Source organism: Nocardia sp. NBC_01499 (genome assembly GCF_045040275.1).
In the GTDB taxonomy this organism is placed as follows: Bacteria; Actinomycetota; Actinomycetes; order Mycobacteriales; family Mycobacteriaceae; genus Nocardia.
The window spans coordinates 5,647,188-5,667,297 of sequence record NZ_CP109426.1 but is presented as its reverse complement, the minus strand read 5'-3'; the positions used below and the strand labels follow the sequence as shown (position 1 = coordinate 5,667,297).

Genomic DNA, 20,110 nt, shown 5'->3' with positions numbered 1-20,110 from the left:
TCCGGTGCCGGATGGGCACCGCTTACGCGATGGGGTGACGCCTACATCGAATGAGCGAACGTAACCAGTGCGCCCGAGGTTCATTCGGGTGATCCGCCTAGCCCGCGGAGTCGTCGCCCGTTAGAGGGGCCACAGCAACCCATCCGATGCGAGCGTCCGACCCGGTAAAGGCGGACTCGGACGGGAACGCCGTGGCAGGCGTACCGGACGCCCGCAGGTTCCCAGTCCCGGCGGCCTCACGAGTAATGCCCGTGGCCGCGTGCACACCAACTGATCCGACCGAAACGACTGACGTGGTGGACACCCGTACCTCATGCGGTACGGGGTACGCCCTGCCCTCACGCTCCCTTCCGCTCCCTCCGTGGTAGCCCGATCGCCCCTGCGGCATCCTTCATCGAACGGAACGAAATTCATGCGCGAAGTACTCATGGTCGAAGGCACCTGGGCGAGTTCCGAACATGCCTCCCCCGATCAATACGGCCTCCTCGGCGACGTGGCCCGCCGACTTGACACCAGCAGACTGCGCCCCCAGAACATCGCCTATCCAGCCGACTACGGCCGCCACCGCAGCTACGCCGAATCCAAGGCCGCAGGCGTGCAGGCCACCCGGACGGCGATCGAGCGGGCCGAACGTCCGGTGTACCTGGTCGGCTATTCCCAGGGCGCAGCCGTGGCTGGCGCATTCACCCACCACCCCAACGTGGCCCGCACGTACCTTCTCGCTGATCCGCACCGGCCCGCTGGCCGCTATATCGGCCTGCTCGACCCAGGCGGCAGCGGACTGGCCGGAGCCATCGACCGCGCCGGACTCGTCCACTGGCTTTCCGCACCCGGCGATGTAATCACCTGCGCCCCAACGGACTCCCTGCTGCGCGATATCGCCGACTTCACCCCGGCGATGTCGCCGCACCTGGCTCCCTGGCTCGACAACGCCATTGCGACTCTTCGTAGCCAGACGTGGCAGAACGCGGCCCGCCGACCGTGGAACGCATTCGAGGAATTCCGGCGCCTGCGCGAGGCGCTACGCGATGCCCACGGCTATCTCAAGGGCGGCCGCCACACCTGCTACGCGGACGAGAACGTAGCCGGTCTGCACATCACCCACACGCAATGGATCGCGGCATCAATGAATTACCTTGCCCGCCAGGAGAACACGGCGTGACCAGCCTTCCAATCACTCAATGCCGTAAGGAGTCCAACATCGTGGACCACTGCGTCTTGCCGCATCTACGCCATCGAGCAGCAGGAGAACAGTACTCACTCAATGGCCGGCTGCTGGTCGCACACGGCACCGAGACAACCATCGACCTGCACGACCGGCACGCCACCCACCAGCCAAACAGCCATCTGTGCGGCGACCACTCGGCCCTGTTCGCCTCGATCATCGACCAGACACCCGATGTTGTGGCGTGGTTGCGCCTGTGCGCGAATTCGGCGACCGCAACAGAATTCGACAACCCGACAAGCCGAGCACCACTCGGTTCCCGCCCGCCCTGCGATGTCGTAGCCATCGACGCCGCGGACCTCGAACTCGAAGCACTGGCGTACTGGGCCGCCGTCGCCGGACTCGACCCAATCCCGGGACCTGTCCACCGCGTACGCGGCAGAGTCCGCGGACTTGCCAGCGGCGGCAACCTCGAACCAGTCGTGAAGACCTCGGCGTGGATCGCCGCGCGGCTCGACCGCATCGAAGAACACGACTGGGTAGGCGAAATGCTGACCGACCTAATGGACGTACGCGCCCGGCACCTCAATCGCTGGCCGCTGTCAGCACCCGAATGCCCCGACGAACAAGGCGGTGAACCATGACCCTCGCATATCGAACCGCGTTCCCAACCCTGTACGGCGGCCCGGCCTGGCTACCAGAACCGGCAGCCTGCCGACGCATCGACCGACAAGCGCGGACCTTGAAGCGCTGGCGACTTGAAGGCGGCCTGATGTGGACCTGGCAGGACGGACAACGCGTTTACCGCACTGACTCCCTTGATCGAACACTTCGGGATAAGAACGAAAAACAGCAGATCACGCGGTTTGGACCACCCACCCGATAGCGTTAATTGTGTGCGGATCCCCCTCCGCCACCCACAACTGAATAGCGTTCCCTGCCCGTAACTTTCGGACGGCAACGGGTTCGAGACCCGACAGGGAAGCCACCGCAACCGAACACACAACTGAATAAGGAACCCGTGTCGATGACGCTGACCGATCCGCGACTGGACGCGCTCAAACACTCGCTGACCGAACCCGGCCAAAAGGGCTGGGCCGCAATCGACCGGAACGGCGTCCCGCCACTGCACGAGTTCACCACTCGCGAGGACGCCGAAACCCACATCAGCGATCACGGCGGACGGCTGTATCGGCGACTCGGTCACGGCCTGGCCTGGGAAGCGGTCGCGTGAACCCCCAAGAGTTCGCCCAAGCCGCCCAAGCCCCGCAGTCCACGCCGGAAGTCCAAGCCCTGGCCGATGCGCTGCGCATCATCGACGTTCCCTCCAAGAACGCGATGCCACCGATTCGCTTCGAATTCCCCGAACCGCTACGCGTCGCACAATCCCTCTACGACAAAGGGATTCGCGCGACAGATCCGAACGGACTCGACCCGACAGGTCGCATCACCGAAATCCTCGCAGCGCTCGCTCACGAGAGATTCGAAGACGCCCGCGAAGTCGTGGCGCTCATCCTGCGCGGGCACACCGGAGCCGACGCCGCGAAGCAGGTGACCAATGCACCGCTGGCACACCAGGAACCCACGCCCGAACCTCCCGTCGACCGTGCGCCGGGCGATCCTGAACAGGGACGCCCACCTGTGCCAGATCCGCGCTGACGGCTGCCTGACCCGCGCTGGCGAGGTCGACCACATCATTCCCGTATCACGCGGCGGCACAAACAATCCGGCCAATCTGCGCGCAGCCTGCCCACCTTGCAACGCCTGGTGGAACTACCAGTGCCGCACACCTCCGCCGACCAAACACCGCCCACGTGAGAAGCACCCCGGCGCGCTCGGTTGACATCTACGTGTCAAAGATGCACCCCCACAACTGAATACAGGTGACAATGCTCCGAATCGGAAGCCTCTGTTCGGGCTACCTCGGCCTCGACATCGCCCTGGAATCCGAACTCGCCGATACCGAACTCGCCTGGGTTGCCGACATCGACCGCAACGCTATCCGGCTACTCGAACACCGAGTGCCCGAGGTTCCGAATCTCGGCAATATCAAAAAGATCGACTGGCATTCAGTCCCGCCGATCGACATTCTGACCGCCGGATACCCGTGCCAGCCGTTCTCGACCTCGGGCCGACGAAAGGGAGAAGATGACCCCCGACACCTCTGGCCCTTCGTCTACGAAGCCATTCGCGTTCTACGACCACGCCTCACTCTGCTGGAGAACGTCGCCGGACACCGAAGCAAAGGGTTCGACACGGTACTCGGCGACCTTGCCCAGATCGGGCTATCTGCGCAATGGGTGTCTGTACGAGCATCCGACATCGGCGCACCCCATCGACGAGACCGACTCTTCATCGCTGTTACCGACCCCGATGGCAGCGAACTCCCGAACTGGCGACGGCCCAGCCCAACACAGGCGCGAGCATCCACAGCTCACGGTGATCAGCTCCCATTTGCCTTGGGCCATCCCTTCGCCGACGACAGGAGCCAGCAAGCATGACGAAGGAACTGCGTCTACTCCCGACACCAGCAGCGAGCGAAGCGGTGGGCGGGGGCCGACCGGTGGCGCTCCGTATCCACCAGAAACACCAGGTGAGATTGATCGACGTAGCGAAGACGATTGGGGTGAGTTCCTGCCCGCTGTGCAGCGCTGGGAACGTCTCACACGTCCGGCACCCTGGATCGGAGAACCCAACCGACTCGGAAGGCCCCGCCTGTCCGCTCGGTGCGTTGAGTGGATGATGGGCCTCCCCGACGGATGGGTGACCGACTCGGCAATCGGCTTGCCGTACTACGGCAAGTTGCACCTACTCGGGAACGGCGTAGTGCCCCAGCAGGCAGCAAAGGCAATTCGATGGCTGCGCACGATGATTGCGTGCGATCCGACCAGCTAGGCCCTGGCTGAGTGGTTCCGCCTGGCCCCAGCGTCGAAGCGGACCGGACGGACCTTGTCGTAACCAGCTTGTATGTTGACCTCGCACGCGGGACACTATCCTGTTCTGACCTACGCGAGGGGTGCTCATGGGTGGAGATAGGCCGTACACGAAAGTAGAACTCCAGCAATTGGAGCGGGACCAGCAAGACCCCCGCTGGCTGGCGTGGCTTGGCGACATGGACAGGCAGATCGACCGATTCTTGAACGAGACTGTGCCCGATATGCCGAATAATCCATGGTCGGCCGAAGGGTTGCGGCTGGCCGAGAAAGCCGCACTTGAATTGTTTCCCACTCCCGCATCAGTCGATCAGCCGGAGAATCGCGACTTGGCCGACCAATTCCACAGGTTTGTGGGCGAAGTATTTCGGCGCAACTTCGAGGGTGTTTGGCGCAACGTGCCGTCATTTGATGACGCGAAGCGAAGCAGGGGATTCGGTCCGGTTATTCAAAGGCCATTCGCAGTATTCTATCTTGGAGTGATACAGACGCTGACGACGGCGATTGATCGCCGTGCTGGCAATATCTGGTCACAGAGCTTCGGATACAGCGAAGAGGATTACCAAGCTTGGGTCGAATCAGGCCGTCCCGCCGTAGTCGAGTGACCTACGGACTGATCATCTGAGCTTCACCGGCACTGGGGAAGCCAATGGCTTACGAATGGAACGACCGGCTAGAAGAAGACTACCGCAAGTATGTCGACGGGAAATGGTTCCAGGGGCTTAACGCCAGAGACCGTGAGGGCTACCGCAGGGCGCGCGATCAGTGGCAGCGCTCCCGCGATATGGGCAACCGGTTCCGCGACGGCATGGCGTTATTTCGCGGTCAAACACCGGAACGCGGCTACGAAAAAGAAGTTCGTTTAGAGACCTCGCTCGGTCCACGTATCAGCGATGTCGCCAATGTCAGCATTGCCAGATCATCAGAATACAAAGCTGGCGGGTCGGACAAGCAGAAAACGCTTCGGCAGCTTGACAAAGACGAACGGTATATACGCGAGGTACCGGGCGCTTCCGTCGACTGGACAATTGTAGAGGGTGCCCGATTCGACAAAGAAGTCCAGGCGCGGTTCAAGCAACTCCAGGAAAAGTATCGGGGCCAGTTCATAGTTAATGAGGTGACCCGCGAGCAGCGGCGCCTCGCGCTCACGATCGGTAAGCATGTCGAGAGGCAGCGACAGGCCCAGGAGAAAAAAGCCCGAGCGCTGGAGCGGGCAGAGAAAGAGCGGCAGCGTAAAGCGCAGCAGCAAACCGTCGAGCATGCGAAAGTGCGCGCCGAGCAGAACCGCAAGATACAGCTGTTTCGCGATGCCGCCGCGCGCGGGCGAGTGGACGCCCCTGAACGGGTCGAGCAGGAACGGAAGACGCTCGACGTAGTCAGACAGGTAGCGCATGAACGGGCAGCGTCGGAAGCCGAACGGGACAGGGTCGCAAGGGAATCCGCCGAACGAGTACTGAAGGAATTCCCGTTCCCCGCGCCGAGCCAGTCCCAGGAGTTGGCCGATGCGGCCAGCGCGGAACGTGAGGATAAGGCGCGCGAGGAGCGCGAGCGCGCAGCCGCCGTATCTCTGGAAGCACTGAACAAGGCACGAGACGACAAGATCAAGGAGCGAGAGGCACAAGGGCTCTTAACGGAGGCGGAGAGACTGCACTGGTTGGGGCAGGCGCACGATCCACACGCCGCAGTCCGAGAGCGCCCCGGACACGCGCCTCCGGTCCAAGGACACGGCCGGGACCAAGGGCAGAGCCTCGACCGAGGGCGCACCCGATAACCCGATCGCCGTTCGTAGGCCCTGGGGGAGGTACCCCCACCCCCTACCAGGTCAAGCGTCCCGTATAGCAGTTCAGGCTCTGTACGGGTTCCAGGGTCGCCAATGGCCGGCTGCGGGCAGCGCCCGGGATCCCCGGGCGCTGCCCTTGCCCAGTTGGTTAGTCGTCATCCTCGTTCCGGTCGGCCGCCGCGTCCGCCCTGTCAGCGAAACCGCTGGAAGCGGTCGCGCCGTCCGGATCACGCTCGGCCGCTTCGCCGATTCGGTCCGCGGCTTCGCGGTCCATCGGTGTACTACTCCCCTTGCTCATGTCGTGCCTTTCTGGTCGCGGCGTCCGGGTACCAGCCCACGGCCGGACTCGGCCGCCGTAGTAGGCATAGATGGGTTGTCGTCGGCCACGCGGGCAAAGCCTCGCGTTCCAACTCCCGGCGTCGGCCAAGCCTGACGCGGGCGCGGAACAGTAGCGGCGCGTTGTGCCGAGGCTCGCCCAAGGCTGAGCCATCCCAAAGGGAGGAAGAACTAACTGGCGTCCGGCCGCTACTACGCCTTCGCCAGTTCCCGGCATACGTTGCGCAACACATCCATGGTCGCACTGTGATCCGTGCCGATGTGCCAAATCGACCAATCGCGACGAGAGGACGCCATGCCTGGGCCAGTGCCGAAACGCAGCGACCAACGCAGGCGCCGCAACAAGACCGAGATCACCAAGGGCGCGGCCGGAATGAGCGCGGATGTACCCCAAGCTGATGAGCAATGGCACCCGATCGCACGGCGTATCTGGGATGCCCTCACAAGGTCGGGCCAATCGGTCTATTACGAGGCATCCGATTGGGCGTTCGCATATTCGCTCATGGACGACTTGTCCGCCTACAAGGCCAACAGCAAGCGATCCGCCCAGATGCTGCAAACCATCTATTCCGCGTTTGAGCGGCTGCTGATCACCGAAGGCGATCGACGCCGTGCACGGCTGGAACTCGAACGTGACAACAGCGATCACGAGGAAGCCTCGGCACAGATCGCGATCATGGAGCGCTACCGGAAGGCAGCCGCGGACTAACCACATGCCGAGAGGGGGTGATGATTGTGACTAGCCCTCAACCAGTCCGCTCTATCAACGATTACGTCCCGGCCGAAAACCGGACGCTCGGCTGGATCGCTGCCGCGTGGATGACTGAAAATCTGGTACAGCCAGACGGCCCCAACGCGGGCGAACCGTTCGAACTCACTCGTGAACAGCTGCGAATTCTACTGCGCTGGTACGAAATCAACGATTCCGGACGATTCCGTTACCGTCGTGGAATCTTGCGAAGGATGAAGGGCTGGGGTTAGGAAAAGACCCTTTCGTTGCCGCGCTGGTGTGGTTCGAGGCGCTCGGCCCCTGTCGATTCTCGCACTGGAATGCGCTGGGGCTACCCATTTCTCGGCGTCACCCCGCCGCATGGATTCAAGTTGCGGCAGTTTCGCAGGATCAGACACGTAACACGATGACTTTGCTCGGCCCGATGCTGCGCAAAGATTCACGCCTGAGTTACGGCGTCGACCTCGGCAAGGAAATCATTCACGTCGCCGGAGGCGGCCGCGTGGAAGCGGTGACAAGCTCACCTCTGGCGCTCGAGGGCGGACGGCCGAGTTTCGTTGCGCTGAACGAGACTCAAGGGTGGTTGCCGACGAATTCGGGCAGCGCGATGGCGGCGGTCATTCGTCGTAACCTCGGCAAGTCGCGTGACGGCTCGGCGCGGGCACTGGCAATCCAGAACGCGCACGTTCCCGGCCTGGGCTCGGTGGCCGAAGACGACTACGACGCGTTCCAGCGTGTTCGCGACGGCCTGGCGGTCGACACCGGCGTCTACTACGACGCAACCGAAGCACCTGGCGATACGCAATTACGCGACGGGGATTCGCTTCGGGCGGGGTTGCAGGCCGCGCGTGGCGATTCTGTCTGGCTCGACATAGATCGTCTCGTACAAGAGATCCTGGACGGTGTTACGACCGTCGAGGAATCACGGCGGTTCTATTTGAATCAGGTTGTCGCCGCGTCGGATTCACTCGTTGCGCCGCACGAATGGGACGGGTGCGAAGTCGGGGACCGGCTCGCCCCTGGCGATGACATCACCCTTGGGTTCGACGGCGGCCGAAGTGATGACGCGACCGTGCTGATTGCCTGCCGAGTCTCGGATCGACTGTTCGAACCGATCCGGATATGGGAGAAGGGCGCTGGATTTACCGATGAGATCGACCGAGCCGAAGTCGACGGGGTTGTCCGCTGGGCGATGGAAACCTACAGGGTCGCAGCATTTTTCGCGGATGTATCACTGTGGGAGTCGTATGTCGATCAATGGTCGATCGACTATCGCTCGCGGTTGCTTGTGCGTGCTTCGGCGGCGTCATGGGTCGGCTGGGATATGCGCGGCGGGCTGAAAGACCTCACACGCGGCAATGAGCGGCTGACCGCTGCGATTGCCGACGGCGTGGTCCGGCACACCGGTCACAAGGTGTTGCGTCGCCATGTGCTCAATGCCCGGCGTCGGTTGAACCAGTACGGGGTGAGTTTCGGGAAAGAGCATCGCGAGAGTGGCCGGAAGGTCGATGGCTACGCCGGAATGCTGCTCGCGGATATGGCGCGGACTCGCGTTCTGGAATCCGGGCGCATGCGTGAACAGACGAAGGTGTTGGTGCTGTGAGTTTCGATCAATTGATGCGAGGGATTCCCGCGCTCACGCGGGACCGAGAGCGGTACGAAGCGTACTTCGAGGGGTCGAAACGTCTTGACGCACTGGGTGTTACGTTGCCGCCTGAAGTCCGGGTTCTGGAAATCGTGGCGAACTGGCCGCGCCTGGTAGTCGAGTCGGTGGAAGAACGCCTTGATGTCGAAGGTTTCCGCCTCGCTGGAGCGGATTCGACCGACCAACGGCTGTGGGATTGGTGGCAGCGCTGCGATTTGGACAACAAGTCCTCGCTGGCGCACCTCGAGTCGTTGGTGCAGCGCGTGTCGTTTTCGATCGTGGGTCCGGGGACCGGTGACGCTCCGGCGATCACCGTGCACAGCGCTAAAGGGATGGCTATCCATCTCGACCCGGTGACCAGTGAACCGGTGGAGGTGTTGCGCCTGTACCGCGACCTGGACAGCGTCGACGCGGCCGCGCACTACCTGACCGATCGGACCGTCTACTACAAGAAAGGCCGGTTCGGGTGGAAGGTCGATAAGACTGTCGTTCACGGGTTGGGCATGGTCCCGGTCACGCCGTTCGTGAACCGGGGCAGGATCGACGGCCCGTTCGGTCGTACCGAGATGGCTGACGTGATGAGCCTGACCGATGCATGTGCCCGCTCGCTGACCAACGTGCAGATCACCCAGGAAATGGTGTCGATCCCGCAGAAGTGGGTGATGGGCGCGACGGCGGCCGATTTCGTCGACCGCAACGGCAACGTCGTGCCGAAGTGGCAAGCCTATATCGGTCACGTCCTGGCGATCAGCAACCCCGACGCCAAGGCCGGTGTCTTCCCGGGCGCGGACTTGCGCGGGTTCACCGAGGTCGTGAATCTCTATGCGCGGCTTGTGTCTTCGCTGTCGGGGCTTCCCTCGCATTACCTCGGGTTCAGCAGTGACAATCCAGCCAGTGCCGAAGCGATCCAGTCGGATGAGGGAAGGCTGGTCAAGCGTGCCGAGCGCAAACAGCGCTCGTTCGGCGCGAGCTGGGAACGCACGATGCGAATCGCGTTGCGGCTCTACGGCTCTGGTGGTGGTGAGCGGTTGGAAACGGTGTGGCGCGACCCGTCCACGCCGACGCTGGCGGCCAAAACCGATGCGGCCGTGAAGTTGTTCGAGTCCGGGTTGCTGCCCGCTGACATGGTCCTGGAGCTGATCGGGTTCTCTGCCGAGCAGCGCAAGCGCGCGGCTGAACTCCGGATTGATCCGGTGCTTTCGGCGGTGGGGCTGTGACGCCGGGCGGGTACCGCTTGGCGCTGGACGCGATCGTGGTGGAGCTGAACGCGATTGCCCGCCCGCTGGTGCGGCTGTTCCTGGCCGATCCGACACCAGCTGCTCGCGCGAGTTTGGTCGAGCTGCTGTTACCGCACCTGATGTTCGCGCGTGAACAGGCGTACCGGGTCGGGATTCAATTCCTCGAGGCACAACGACTCTGGCAAGGATTCCCGCAGGCCGCTGTGGTTCCCGACCTTCGGGACTACGAGCCACGTTTCCTGGACAGGGCGATCGTCAACGCGTTGCAGAACTACCCGAACGCGGCGGAACGGGCGCTGGTCGGCACGGTGATCAAACATGCCGAGCACGCGGCCCGTTCGGTCCCGCGCGACTCCGCGCGGCTCTACAACAGCGGTGCCCGCCGCCCGGTCGGCCCGGCGCTGACGATCGTTCACGACGACTCGGCCGATGACCTCACCGCGGACGGGTTCGGCGAGTTCGGCACCGACGACGATACCGACGACCAGGCCGACGAAGACGACGACGAAGACGAGCTGCAGGACGACGAGCCCGACGAGGACGACGCAGACGAGGACGAGGACGACGAGGCCCAGGGATGGGCGCGCATGCTCTCCGGTGCCGAATCGTGCGCGTTCTGCGTCACTATGGCCGGCCGCGGGGCGGTGTACTCGACTCGCGAAGACGCGATCGAAGACGCCAAGGGTGAGGCCTACCACCTCGATTGCGATTGCATCGCGGTACCGGTATTCGATCGTGACGCCTGGCCGGGCTGGACGGCGGCCCGCGAACTCGAAGCGATCTACACCGAGGCCACCAAGCGCTACCCCGGTACTCACCAGATCAACGCCGTCCGGCGGTTGCTTGTCGAGCGCGGCGGCCTGGTCGTCGCCGATCTGCGCGCTGCGGCGTGAGCGCTAGCCCATCCAATCATCAAGCCGGGGAGGCTCATTCATGGACACAGACCCAACGACTACCGGTGACCCGTCACAGCTCGACCAGCTGCCGGACTGGGCACAGCAGGAACTGCGCACGCTGCATCGGCGCGTGGCCGAGCTGGAAGCCGAAGGCCAGAGCGCCGCGACGGCCGCCGAGCAGACCGAGCGCGGGCTACGCGAACAGCTAAGCGCGAGTGAGACAGCGCGGGCCGCAGTCGAGTCCGACCATGCGCGTACACAGCTCGCGGTCGCGCGAGGGTTGCCGCTGACGGTCGCGACCAAGGACGGCGGCGAGGTCCCCGTGGTGTCGCTGATCGTGGGCGATACCGACGAAGCGCGCGCCGCGAGCGCTGACGCGCTGGCCGCTCTCGTCGGTTCGGGCGGGCCGGTGCTGACACCAGATCCGGCGCAGACAGCGACCCCGGCCACCAACGATGACCGGACTGAGCTGGCACGGGCGTTCTACGAAGCGGCCGGGGCTGACACGTAAGTGTCAAAACCCGCTGACACGTACGTGTCAGAAACCATTGACACCTACGTATCAATGCCCGCTGGCACGTAGGTGTCAACAACTGAATAGTTCTACAACTGAATAAAAACTGAATAGAGAATCACTATGCCTGCTGTAGGTGCAACAACCCTCGCTGGTGTCGATAGCAAGGGTTTGGTTCCTAAGCCACTCGCTACCGAAATCATTGCCCGCGTACAGGACGCGTCGGTAGTCCGGAGACTTTCCGGACAGACCGCTATTCCGCTGACCGGCACAGCGATTGCTGTGCAGACCGGTCACGTTCAGGCCGGTGTCGTCGGCGAAGGCCAGAAGAAGCCAGTTAGCAAGACCGACTACGCGACGAAGAGTATCAAGCCGATCAAAGTTGCGGCTCTGACCTATTTTTCGAAAGAACTACGGCTCAAGAACCCGCTGGGAATTCTGGAGAACATCGCCGACGACATGGTCGGTGCTATCACGCGGGCGTTCGACCTCGCGGTGCTGCACGGCACGAATCCGCTGACCGGTCCGATTGCTGGTGTCGAGTTCGTGAACCAGACCGCCCAGCGTGTCGAGCTGGGCACCACAGCCAAGGCTGATGGTGGTTTGTCGACGGACTTCGCCAACGGTCACGCGCTGGTCGAAGACCACTACGAATTCGGTGAATTCAGCGGCTTCGCCGCTGATCCCAGACTCAAGCAGAAGCTGCGCACCGCAACCGATATCCAGGGTCGACCGATTTACCAGGACGCGGTGAACCTCCGAAATGGATTCGCCACTCTGCTCGGTTATGACGCCGCGTACTCGAAGACCATTTCGGGTCGCTATATCGGCGGCGGCACTGACAACAAGGTGCGCGCGTTCGGCGGTGACTGGGGCGCGCTGAAATACGGTTTCGCCGAGGAGCTGACAATCTCGCGATCGGATCAGGCGACGATTGACGATGGCGGCACCACCGTGCATCTGTGGCAGCAGAACATGGAGGCGTATCTGGTCGAAGCAATTTTCGGCTGGATCATCACCGATTCGACCGCGTTCGTTGCCTACGACGACGCGGTCGCGTGATCGGAGAATCACGTGCCTCGATACCGGAATACCGAAACCGGGGGCGTCGTGTCGTGCCCGGGTGCGCTGGATTGGACCGGGTGGGAGCTGATCAGCGATGGCGATGATTCCACCCGGTCTAGCGACACCGGAGGACGTGGCGCGGTGGCTGGGCCGGACACTGAGCGAGCCGGAACGAAACCTCGCGGGCGTGCTGGTGGACGGCGCGGCCCGCAAGATCATGGCTAGGGTGCCTGACCTGGCTGCCAAGCTCGCTACCGGTGTCCTCGACATCGAAACCGTGATCATGGTGCAGGCCAACGCCGTATGCCGCGTGCTGCGCAACCCCGAGGGCTTCCGCAGCGAAGCTGCGGGCAGCTTCTCCTACCAGGTCGACAGTCGCGTTGCGGCGGGCTTCTTGGCGATCCTGCCCGAGGAATGGCGAGACCTCGGGGTGGAGGTTTCCACACAGCTGGCCCCGGCCACCGATGCCTACGCCATCGCTCGCCGGGCCGCGGACCCGTCTCTGTGGTTTCAGTCCTGCTGGCCGGCTCGCGATCAGGTGGCCGACCAATACGGGGGGTGGGGCTGGTGAGGATCAGCCACGGAGTGATGGTCACAGTGTGGCGGCGCGGCGCGGGCGGGAAGTTCGGCGACGGCGCCGCACTGGTCGACCACGAAATCGGCCCGTGCGTCATGCAATGGGGCACAACCGGTGATGTCGACGGCGGCACCACGGCCGGGGATGACTTCCGCGAAGGCGACTACGTCGAGTGTGAGTTGTTCGGTCCGGCCGGGGCCGATGTGCTCGCCTCGGACATCCTCGAGGTAGACGGGGTGCGCTATCGCGTGCAGGGCCGCCCGATCACCCAGGCGTTCGCCCGATCCGGCCGCCTGACGAACACAGTGGTCCGGCTACGCGAGGTGAGCGCGTGAAGTTCCGGTCAGACCAGCCGGGGCTCGCGGCGTACCTTAAGACCTCCCCCGAGCTGCGCGCCGTGCTGGTCGAACAGGCCGAAATCACTGTCGCTCTCTACCGGGCCGGAGTCGAGCACCAGACCGGACGCAACGCCCGCGAAGTGCGCATCGAAACCCGCGTCGGCGGTGCGCTCGGTGACCGGTGGACGGTCACAGTGCACGCCTATTCGCGTTACGCCGCGTATCGGGAGTGGGGCACACGCCGCAACCGCTCAGAACGCGGCCTGCGTGACGCCCTGGCGCAGTTGGGCACCCTGTGAGCTGGCCCGATGCCGAGGCCGTCATGGTCGCGCTGCTGGACCCGATCGCCCAGACCGACACGGTGATGACCCCGGCCACGAAAGTTCCGTTCATCCAAGTTAATCGGGTCGGCGGTACCGATGACGGAATCACCGATCGCCCAGTGGTCCAGGTAGCGGTGTTCGGTGCGACCCGTGCCCAGGCGTGGGCACTGGCCGAGGAGGTCCGGCATGCGGTTCGCGCGGCGGCCGGGTCGATGGTCGGCGGCGTTCTCGTCGATGACACGCGAACCGCGTTGGGGCATCAGCAGATACCCGAGATCGACCCCGACGACCGACGCGTGATCAGCACATATCAGCTCTCGTTCCGAGAGTCCTAACCAAGGGATGAACCTATGCCAGCAACGAGCTTCGACACGCTCGCCGACTTCAAGAACGAGCTGATCCGCAAGCACCTCAAGGGCGCATGCTTCTTGGCCGACGACACCGTTGCGGTACCTACCGCGTTCACCGCAGGTGCGACTGCCGAACTCCAGAGCTTGCCCGAGGGGTACGCCTCGCTGGGCAAGCTCGCGGTCGATGGAGCTCCGTCGTATACCCCGGAGATCGAAACTAGCGCTATCGACTCGTTCGGTGATCTGGAGTCTTCGCGTGAGGACATCATCAGCCGCAACACCACGATCGAGCTGACCCCGCACGAGACGCGACGCAAGGTCCTCGAGCTCTACATCGGCGCGGACCTGTCCGCGGTCACGCCGGACGCGACCACCGGTGAGCTGTGGATCAAGGAGCCGACGACCCCGGCGACGAAGTTCTACCGGTACCTGCACCTCGGTATCGACGGCGCGGGCCCGACCGCCATCTACATCTGGCGTATCGCACCGAAGTTCCAGATCACCAGTGTTGGCGCGCAGCAGGCGACACGCGATGGCGCGATGGCTTACCCGCTGACCGGCAAGGCAAAGGTCGATTCGACCCTTGGCTACGCGATTGCGTGGGCCTTCGGCGGGCCGGGCTGGAAACCACTGCTGACCAAGATGGGCTGGTCGTGAGCCGTGCCCATTCTGATCAGCGCCGAAGGGCGCGAATTCGCCACTGATTCCGCGACCGAGGTCGTGAATCTCCAGGCGCGCGGTTGGCGCGTCAAACCCGAACCGGCTCCGGCCCCGGCTATACGAACCCAGAACAAGAGCGAGGGTAAGAACGTTGAGCACTGAGAAGATCACCCCGGCCGTTGACCCGTGGGCCCAGTACTGCCGCGAAGCACTCGGCGAGGACTACGCGCCGCCTGCGCCGTTCGTGATCCCGCTCAATCCTCCGATCAGCGTGCCGATTCCCGAAAGTGTGGAGGAACGCACTCGTCTGTTCGATCAACTGGCCGCGATCGAAGACGGCGCCAGCGAAACCGAGCTGGCCGCGAAGTTCTTCCAGGTGTTCATGTCCGAAGCCGATTTCGAACGGTTCTGGCCCGCAGTGACTTCCAAGCCTCCGGCCGTGCTGACCAAGCTGTTCGCGGACTTGCAGGCGGCCATCAATCCGAGCATCACCGGCCGCGGAGCCGATGATGTGGCGGGGGGTTCCGTGGGCTCGTCGCGCTGATCAATCGGTGGGGCGAGTCCATAGAAGCTGACCTGCACACCTATTACCGGCTCGATCTTCTTGACTGGTTTCGCGGAGTGCACGCCTGGCCGAAGCTGGTTCGCCTGCTGGCAAGGTTGCCGCCTGAATCGCAGTTCCGAGCCGATCAGGCGATGGACGAAGATTTGGCGCGGCAGTGGGCCGACCAATACGACCCCGACGCACCGCGCCAAGCCCCGCCGATCACTCCGCACGGCTATTCACTGAGCGTGAAATTGCTTGTGCTGCTGTGCAATCGAATCGAACACCTCGAAGCGGTGCTGCTGACGGTGCACGGCAACAAGCCCGGCAAGCTCACTCCAATTCCGTTGCCTACCAACGCATTGGAAATCGAACTGTTCCGCCGGGACGATGCCGCCGTCGATGACGCGCTGATCAGGCTGGGCGCGAGTGACAACTAACTGAATATCGGAAGGGCGGCGGCGATGGCTGAATATCACGCGGGCAGCGCCGAAGTCACCATCGTCCCCGGTATGCGCGGGTTCCTGCGTCAGCTGCGGCGAGACCTGCGCGACATCCGGCAGGACCTCGGCGTCGAGATCAAACCGCAGCTTGCCGCGTTCCGGGCAACGGTCCGCGAGTCATTGAAGAACACCACGGTCCGGGTAGGTGTCGACGCTGATCTGAGCGCGGCACGTGAACGGCTGCGGGTGTTCGCCGAGACTGTGCGCCCGCGCGTGACTGTCGATGTTCGCTTCGACCGCGACCAGCTCGGCGAGCTGCGCAACGGTCGCTATCTCGATGTCGAACTGAACATCGACCGGACGCACGCGCACCTGGTCATGCGTGAGTTCATGCTCATGTACCGGGTCTTGCCGATCCGGGTGGATGTCGATCTGACGGCCGCGCTCGCACAGCTGGCATTGTTGCAAGGGCTGGCCGGCTCGCTGGGCAACCTCAACACCTCGGTCGGCAATCTCGGCGCCGGGCTGGCCGGACTGGTGAACCCCGCAGGGCTGGCCGTGGCCGCGATAGGCGCGCTGGCCGCGTTGTCGCTGCTGCCGCTCATCGGTCAAATAGCGCATGCGGCAACAGCATTGGTCGCGCTCGGCCCGGCTGCCGGTGCGGCCCTGGCCGCTGTGGGTGCTGCTGCGGTAATCGGTTCGTCCGGCGTGATCAAGGCGTTCCAGGCCGCGAGCAAGGCATCCGATGACGCCGCGAGCGCGGGCGAGCAGTCCGCCAAGGCACAGGCCAGCGCGCAACGCCAGCTCGCGAGCGCGGTCGACTCGGCCGCACGCACCCACGAGCAGGGCGAAAAGCGGATCACCGCCGCCAAGCAGTCCGCCCGCGACGCCGAAGAAGCGCTCACCCGTGCACGCAAGCAGGCCACCGAGCAAATCGAGGACCTGAACCTTGCGGTGACCGGTGGCGCACTGGACGAGGAAGCCGCGAGCCTTGCCGTCGACCGAGCAGCCGAAAAGCTCGCCGAGGTCAACGCATTCGGCTCCGGAGCCTCGCGCAACGATCGCCGCGACGCCGATATCGCCTACCGCCAAGCCATCCAACGCCTGCACGAGATCCAGGAACGCAACAGCGACTTACGCGACGAGTTGGCTACCTCGGACCGCGAAGGGGTCGAGGGGTCGCAGGCGGTCACCGAGGCCAAGAAGCGCCAGGCCGACGCCGAAACCGCGGTAACCGACGCGATCGAAGAAGCTGCCCGCGCGAATGCCGATGCGGCCCAGCAGATCAGCGACGCGCAAGCCCAGCTGGCCGAGGCATTCGACGCCGGATCGGAATCAGCCGACGCCTACGCCGAAGCACTAGCGAACCTGTCCCCGCACGCGGCGGAGTTCGTGACCAAGATCCGCACCCTCGGCGACGACTGGACCGAGTTGCGAAAGACAGTGCAGGACAGTCTTTTCGACGGCCTAGGCGATGACGTGGTGCGCCTGGCCGAAGTGCAGCTACCCACCGTGAAAACCGGGCTGTCAGACATTGCCGATGTGATCAACAACGGCGTCCGGCGAGCGTTGGCGTTCCTGTCGACCGACGCCGCGAAGATCGACCTGACGGCCATTTTCGACAACAGCCGCAAGGCGGTGGAATTCCTGGTCGATGGCCTGGGTGACCTCGGCGCGATCCTGTGGGACGTCGCGGCGGTGGGCTCGAAGTTCCTGCCAGGACTGGGCAAGGGCTTCGCCGACGCCACCGGTTCGTGGCGGGATCGCATCCACGAGATGCGCGAAGACGGAAGCCTCGAGAAGTTCATCGGCGATGGCATCGACAAGGCCAAGCAACTGCTCGATATCCTCGCCAACCTGGGCGGGATGATCAAGAACGTCTTCGTCGGCTCGAACGAGACAGGCGAATCGTTCCTCGACAGCATCCAGAACACCGTGCGGGAGTGGAACGCCTGGCTGGGCTCGGAAGAGGGCCAACGCAAGGTCCGCGAGTTCTTCTCAGATGTCAAGGACACCGTCTACGCCATCGCTGACGGCATCAAGACCGCCGCGGACTGGTGGGAAAAGATTGTCGGCCTCGCGGACAAGCTCGGTGGCAACCCCATCGTGCAGGGACTGAGCAAGCTATTCAGTGACGACAGCTCGATCGGTGAGCGGGTGGTTGGCGCGTTCCAGATCACCGGCCCCGGCATGGCGGCGACCTTCGGCTGGAACGCGATCAAAGACAACGTCGGTGAGGCCAAGGACGCGGTCGTCGACTTCGCCGACAGCGCAGCGGACAAGCTATCCGGGTTCGGTGACTGGGTGGCCGGCTGGGGGACCTCGGTCGGTGAGAATTGGCGTGGGCTCACCGATGCCGTGTCGGGCGGCTGGTCGGACCGGGTGCGGCCCGCGCTCGATGAATTCCGTTCCGGACTCGGATCTTTGGGTGAGTCGATGCTGTCGAAGGTCGCGGGCGGGGCGGTCACGGATTGGACGACGCTGCCGGACTCGATCCGCTCGGGAGTGTCCGACATGATCGACACCGCGTTCCCCAAGCTGACCGAGGCTCTGGGCAAGGTACGCGATTTCTTCCGCGAGGTGGTCGACGCCGCCAAAGGATACTGGTCAGAGCTGAAAGACGCTGTGCGGGAACCGATCAACTACGTGATCACCACCGTGATCAACGGCGGGATCGGGCGCGCTTGGACGGCTGTGGACAACTTCCTGGCCGGGAAGCTACCCGACTGGACAGATGTGCCCGGCCTGGCTCGCGGTGGCCTTGTGCCGCTCGAGGAAGGCGCGCAACGCGGCAAAGACAGCGTGCTGCGCAACCTCATGCCCGGCGAGTTCGTACTCTCGGTGCCCGCCGTGCAAGCCGCGGGCCTGGGGAACCTCGCGGCGTTCAACTCCGCCGCGCTCTCCGGTGGAAACCCGGCACCCGAAGGCTTGTTCAACATGGCCTCCGGTGGCCGCGTCACGCGTGATGATCCGGCCTGGGATGCCATCTCCAAGGCACACGAGTTCGCGGCCGCGCAGGACGGCAAGCCGTATCAGTGGGCGGGTCCGTCGTTTCCCGGCGACAGTTTCGATTGCTCGGGCCTGATGGGTTCGCTCGCAGCTGTGCTGCTGGGCAAAAACCCGTGGCAGCGGTATTTCGGTACCTCGTCGTTCACGGCTGCTGGTGGGCCGCTGGGCTTCGTGCCCGGCGTGGGTTCGGGGCTCAGTATCGGCGTCAACGACGACCCGGGCGGCCCCGGTGGCGGGCATATGGCCGGAACACTGTCCGGCGCCGAAGGGCTACCGGACATCAACGTCGAATCCTCCTCGGCGGGTGTGCGATACGGGCGCGGGGCGACCGGTGCTACCGATAGCCAGTTCCCTTGGCGGTTCCATCTGCCGATCACCGAGGCGGGTTCGTTCATCGACCCCGGCCCCGGCGACGGTGCGGGCGGAGGCGATCAGCGCGGTTGGATCGCCACCCAGGCGCAACGGTTGTTCGACAAGATCACCGAACCACTCGCGGGCCTCATCCGTGACGGGGTGGGCGCGCTGGTCGGGGACGCCAAGCTCGGCGAGCTGCCCGGCACAGTGTTCGAGTCGATGCGTGGCGCGGTGCGTGAGGAAATCGGCTCGCGTATCGACTCGCTGACCGATGGCATCTCCGGGTTGTACGACAAGGTCAAAGACGCAGCCCAAGCGGCGAACCCGCTGAACTGGATACCGGGAATCGTGCGCGATCAAGGCGGAGTGCTCAAACCGGGCGCGAGCATGGTCTACAACGGCACCGGCCGTGACGAGTGGATCTTGTCGCCAGAATGGGCCGCGCGTATCGACCAGCTCGTCCGCGCGCTCACCAGCCCGGCCGCCCCGCTGCCGGGACCGGTGCCCGACTACAACCCGGCCGATCAGGCGGCGGCCGCGCACAACGTCGTGACCGCTCCGCCGCCCCCAGCGCCGGACAAGTGGGCCGAGCTGGGCCAGCAGTCGCTCAACAAGGTCGAAGCCTTTGCCCGAGACAACTGGCAAGGCATGGCCGAGTCGTTGCTGTCCGGGGTGATCGGTGCCGCGCCGACCACCATCAACGCCGTCGATGTCGAAGGCGCGTACCGGGAAATGCGCCGCTACGACAACATGCGCCGCAACCGCTACCGAGTTCGGCCCTGAGCTGACACGTACGTGACAACGGGCGGGACTGTGGCAACTACCGTCGCCACAGCACCCCGCTCGCTGCTATTTGTCGGAACCTCGGTGCGGGTGGCTGAACAACGCCAAGATTGCCAGCAACACGTCTGCGGCGGCTGTCCAACCAGCCAGCAGCCCGACCGCCGTCGCCACGCTTACCGCGAAGGCGACGACGACCAGCGGGTGGACAGGCGGGTCCTCCGGGGATGAGAGATGAGGGTCGGGTGAGTTGTCAATTCGCGTTACGCTCATTGAGCTTGTCGTCCTTCTTGCTCGAGGGTGCGATGGGTTCTCTCTGCGGCCCTCGCCTGGTGCAAACAGGTGAGGGCCGCGCCTTACCCAGACATGCACGCCGTCCTTCCGCAGCGTGCTTGGTCCGGTGAGCCGAACCATAAGGGATCGCGGCGAA

The 20,110-nt window shown here is 64.2% G+C and carries 23 protein-coding genes; 22 read left to right on the top strand and 1 reads right to left on the bottom strand.

Annotation, left to right across the window (positions count from 1 at the left end; translation table 11 throughout):
* The first annotated feature begins 412 nt into the window (after positions 1-412).
* The 8 genes from OG203_RS25850 (at position 413) to OG203_RS25815 (ending at position 5,869) form a co-directional block, all read left to right on the top strand.
* A complete protein-coding gene (locus OG203_RS25850) occupies positions 413-1,162 on the top strand; it encodes a hypothetical protein (protein ID WP_405159856.1) in 750 nt (249 codons plus the stop codon).
* The gene (locus OG203_RS25845) at positions 1,159-1,809 is read left to right on the top strand and encodes a hypothetical protein (protein ID WP_405159855.1); all 651 of its coding nucleotides are present in this window, start codon (positions 1,159-1,161) and stop codon (positions 1,807-1,809) included. Before OG203_RS25850 ends, OG203_RS25845 begins: the two co-directional genes overlap by 4 nt.
* A gap of 383 nt (positions 1,810-2,192) precedes the next feature.
* On the top strand, positions 2,193-2,399 hold the full coding sequence (locus tag OG203_RS25840; RefSeq protein WP_405159854.1) for a hypothetical protein: 207 nt from the start codon (positions 2,193-2,195) through the stop codon (positions 2,397-2,399).
* A complete protein-coding gene (locus OG203_RS25835) occupies positions 2,396-2,824 on the top strand; it encodes a hypothetical protein (RefSeq protein WP_405168202.1) in 429 nt (142 codons plus the stop codon). The genes OG203_RS25840 and OG203_RS25835 overlap by 4 nt, the downstream gene beginning before the upstream one ends.
* Positions 2,724-3,008: an HNH endonuclease gene (locus OG203_RS25830; protein WP_405159853.1), complete on the top strand. Its 285-nt coding sequence runs from the start codon at positions 2,724-2,726 to the stop codon at positions 3,006-3,008. The genes OG203_RS25835 and OG203_RS25830 overlap by 101 nt, the downstream gene beginning before the upstream one ends.
* Before the next feature lie 46 nt (positions 3,009-3,054).
* Positions 3,055-3,666: a DNA cytosine methyltransferase gene (locus OG203_RS25825; protein WP_405159852.1), complete on the top strand. Its 612-nt coding sequence runs from the start codon at positions 3,055-3,057 to the stop codon at positions 3,664-3,666.
* 521 nt (positions 3,667-4,187) lie between these two features.
* Positions 4,188-4,703 carry a hypothetical protein gene (locus OG203_RS25820; protein WP_405159851.1) on the top strand — a complete coding sequence of 172 codons (516 nt, stop codon included), beginning with the start codon at positions 4,188-4,190 and terminating at the stop codon, positions 4,701-4,703.
* 44 nt (positions 4,704-4,747) lie between these two features.
* The gene (locus OG203_RS25815) at positions 4,748-5,869 is read left to right on the top strand and encodes a hypothetical protein (protein ID WP_405159850.1); all 1,122 of its coding nucleotides are present in this window, start codon (positions 4,748-4,750) and stop codon (positions 5,867-5,869) included.
* A gap of 157 nt (positions 5,870-6,026) precedes the next feature.
* Here OG203_RS25815 and OG203_RS25810 read toward each other — a convergent pair whose 3' ends face one another.
* Positions 6,027-6,176 carry a hypothetical protein gene (locus OG203_RS25810; protein WP_405159849.1) on the bottom strand — a complete coding sequence of 50 codons (150 nt, stop codon included), beginning with the start codon at positions 6,174-6,176 and terminating at the stop codon, positions 6,027-6,029.
* A gap of 345 nt (positions 6,177-6,521) precedes the next feature.
* Between OG203_RS25810 and OG203_RS25805 the strand changes: the two genes are divergently transcribed.
* The 14 genes from OG203_RS25805 to OG203_RS25740 all read left to right on the top strand — a co-directional run bounded on the left by OG203_RS25805 (position 6,522) and on the right by OG203_RS25740 (position 19,683).
* Positions 6,522-6,923 carry a hypothetical protein gene (locus tag OG203_RS25805; protein ID WP_405159848.1) on the top strand — a complete coding sequence of 134 codons (402 nt, stop codon included), beginning with the start codon at positions 6,522-6,524 and terminating at the stop codon, positions 6,921-6,923.
* A gap of 298 nt (positions 6,924-7,221) precedes the next feature.
* Entirely contained in the window at positions 7,222-8,547 is a 1,326-nt protein-coding gene (locus tag OG203_RS25800) for a hypothetical protein (protein ID WP_405159847.1), read from the top strand.
* Complete coding sequence (locus OG203_RS25795) at positions 8,544-9,806, top strand: phage portal protein (RefSeq protein ID WP_405159846.1); 1,263 nt, start codon at positions 8,544-8,546, stop codon at positions 9,804-9,806. Before OG203_RS25800 ends, OG203_RS25795 begins: the two co-directional genes overlap by 4 nt.
* Complete coding sequence (locus tag OG203_RS25790; protein ID WP_405159845.1) at positions 9,803-10,720, top strand: hypothetical protein; 918 nt, start codon at positions 9,803-9,805, stop codon at positions 10,718-10,720. The genes OG203_RS25795 and OG203_RS25790 overlap by 4 nt, the downstream gene beginning before the upstream one ends.
* 40 nt (positions 10,721-10,760) lie before the next feature.
* The gene (locus tag OG203_RS25785) at positions 10,761-11,234 is read left to right on the top strand and encodes a hypothetical protein (RefSeq protein ID WP_405159844.1); all 474 of its coding nucleotides are present in this window, start codon (positions 10,761-10,763) and stop codon (positions 11,232-11,234) included.
* 126 nt (positions 11,235-11,360) lie between these two features.
* Positions 11,361-12,299, top strand: coding sequence for a phage major capsid protein (locus OG203_RS25780; RefSeq protein ID WP_405159843.1), 939 nt, complete (start codon positions 11,361-11,363; stop codon positions 12,297-12,299).
* A 97-nt stretch (positions 12,300-12,396) separates the two neighbouring features.
* The gene (locus OG203_RS25775; RefSeq protein WP_405159842.1) at positions 12,397-12,873 is read left to right on the top strand and encodes a Gp19/Gp15/Gp42 family protein; all 477 of its coding nucleotides are present in this window, start codon (positions 12,397-12,399) and stop codon (positions 12,871-12,873) included.
* A gap of 14 nt (positions 12,874-12,887) precedes the next feature.
* Complete coding sequence (locus OG203_RS25770; protein WP_405159841.1) at positions 12,888-13,214, top strand: hypothetical protein; 327 nt, start codon at positions 12,888-12,890, stop codon at positions 13,212-13,214.
* On the top strand, positions 13,211-13,516 hold the full coding sequence (locus OG203_RS25765; RefSeq protein ID WP_405159840.1) for a hypothetical protein: 306 nt from the start codon (positions 13,211-13,213) through the stop codon (positions 13,514-13,516). Before OG203_RS25770 ends, OG203_RS25765 begins: the two co-directional genes overlap by 4 nt.
* Complete coding sequence (locus OG203_RS25760) at positions 13,513-13,875, top strand: hypothetical protein (RefSeq protein WP_405159839.1); 363 nt, start codon at positions 13,513-13,515, stop codon at positions 13,873-13,875. Before OG203_RS25765 ends, OG203_RS25760 begins: the two co-directional genes overlap by 4 nt.
* 15 nt (positions 13,876-13,890) lie before the next feature.
* Positions 13,891-14,547 carry a hypothetical protein gene (locus OG203_RS25755; RefSeq protein ID WP_405159838.1) on the top strand — a complete coding sequence of 219 codons (657 nt, stop codon included), beginning with the start codon at positions 13,891-13,893 and terminating at the stop codon, positions 14,545-14,547.
* Between the two features lie 154 nt (positions 14,548-14,701).
* The gene (locus OG203_RS25750) at positions 14,702-15,094 is read left to right on the top strand and encodes a hypothetical protein (protein ID WP_405159837.1); all 393 of its coding nucleotides are present in this window, start codon (positions 14,702-14,704) and stop codon (positions 15,092-15,094) included.
* A gap of 152 nt (positions 15,095-15,246) precedes the next feature.
* The gene (locus OG203_RS25745) at positions 15,247-15,534 is read left to right on the top strand and encodes a hypothetical protein (protein WP_405159836.1); all 288 of its coding nucleotides are present in this window, start codon (positions 15,247-15,249) and stop codon (positions 15,532-15,534) included.
* A gap of 24 nt (positions 15,535-15,558) precedes the next feature.
* A complete protein-coding gene (locus OG203_RS25740) occupies positions 15,559-19,683 on the top strand; it encodes a hypothetical protein (protein WP_405159835.1) in 4,125 nt (1,374 codons plus the stop codon).
* The last annotated feature ends 427 nt before the right edge of the window (positions 19,684-20,110 follow it).

What these genes read in the sequence shown, in the direction of transcription:
- OG203_RS25850 (WP_405159856.1), top strand. Translation starts at nt 413, where the DNA reads ATGCGCGAAGTACTCATGGTCGAAGGCACCTGGGCGAGTTCCGAACAT.
- OG203_RS25840 (WP_405159854.1), top strand. Translation starts at nt 2,193, where the DNA reads ATGACGCTGACCGATCCGCGACTGGACGCGCTCAAACACTCGCTGACC.
- OG203_RS25830 (WP_405159853.1), top strand. Translation starts at nt 2,724, where the DNA reads ATGCACCGCTGGCACACCAGGAACCCACGCCCGAACCTCCCGTCGACC.
- OG203_RS25825 (WP_405159852.1), top strand. Translation starts at nt 3,055, where the DNA reads ATGCTCCGAATCGGAAGCCTCTGTTCGGGCTACCTCGGCCTCGACATC.
- OG203_RS25820 (WP_405159851.1), top strand. Translation starts at nt 4,188, where the DNA reads ATGGGTGGAGATAGGCCGTACACGAAAGTAGAACTCCAGCAATTGGAG.
- OG203_RS25815 (WP_405159850.1), top strand. Translation starts at nt 4,748, where the DNA reads ATGGCTTACGAATGGAACGACCGGCTAGAAGAAGACTACCGCAAGTAT.
- OG203_RS25810 (WP_405159849.1), bottom strand. Translation starts at nt 6,176, where the DNA reads ATGAGCAAGGGGAGTAGTACACCGATGGACCGCGAAGCCGCGGACCGA.
- OG203_RS25785 (WP_405159844.1), top strand. Translation starts at nt 10,761, where the DNA reads ATGGACACAGACCCAACGACTACCGGTGACCCGTCACAGCTCGACCAG.
- OG203_RS25780 (WP_405159843.1), top strand. Translation starts at nt 11,361, where the DNA reads ATGCCTGCTGTAGGTGCAACAACCCTCGCTGGTGTCGATAGCAAGGGT.
- OG203_RS25775 (WP_405159842.1), top strand. Translation starts at nt 12,397, where the DNA reads ATGGCGATGATTCCACCCGGTCTAGCGACACCGGAGGACGTGGCGCGG.
- OG203_RS25755 (WP_405159838.1), top strand. Translation starts at nt 13,891, where the DNA reads ATGCCAGCAACGAGCTTCGACACGCTCGCCGACTTCAAGAACGAGCTG.
- OG203_RS25745 (WP_405159836.1), top strand. Translation starts at nt 15,247, where the DNA reads ATGGACGAAGATTTGGCGCGGCAGTGGGCCGACCAATACGACCCCGAC.
- OG203_RS25740 (WP_405159835.1), top strand. Translation starts at nt 15,559, where the DNA reads ATGGCTGAATATCACGCGGGCAGCGCCGAAGTCACCATCGTCCCCGGT.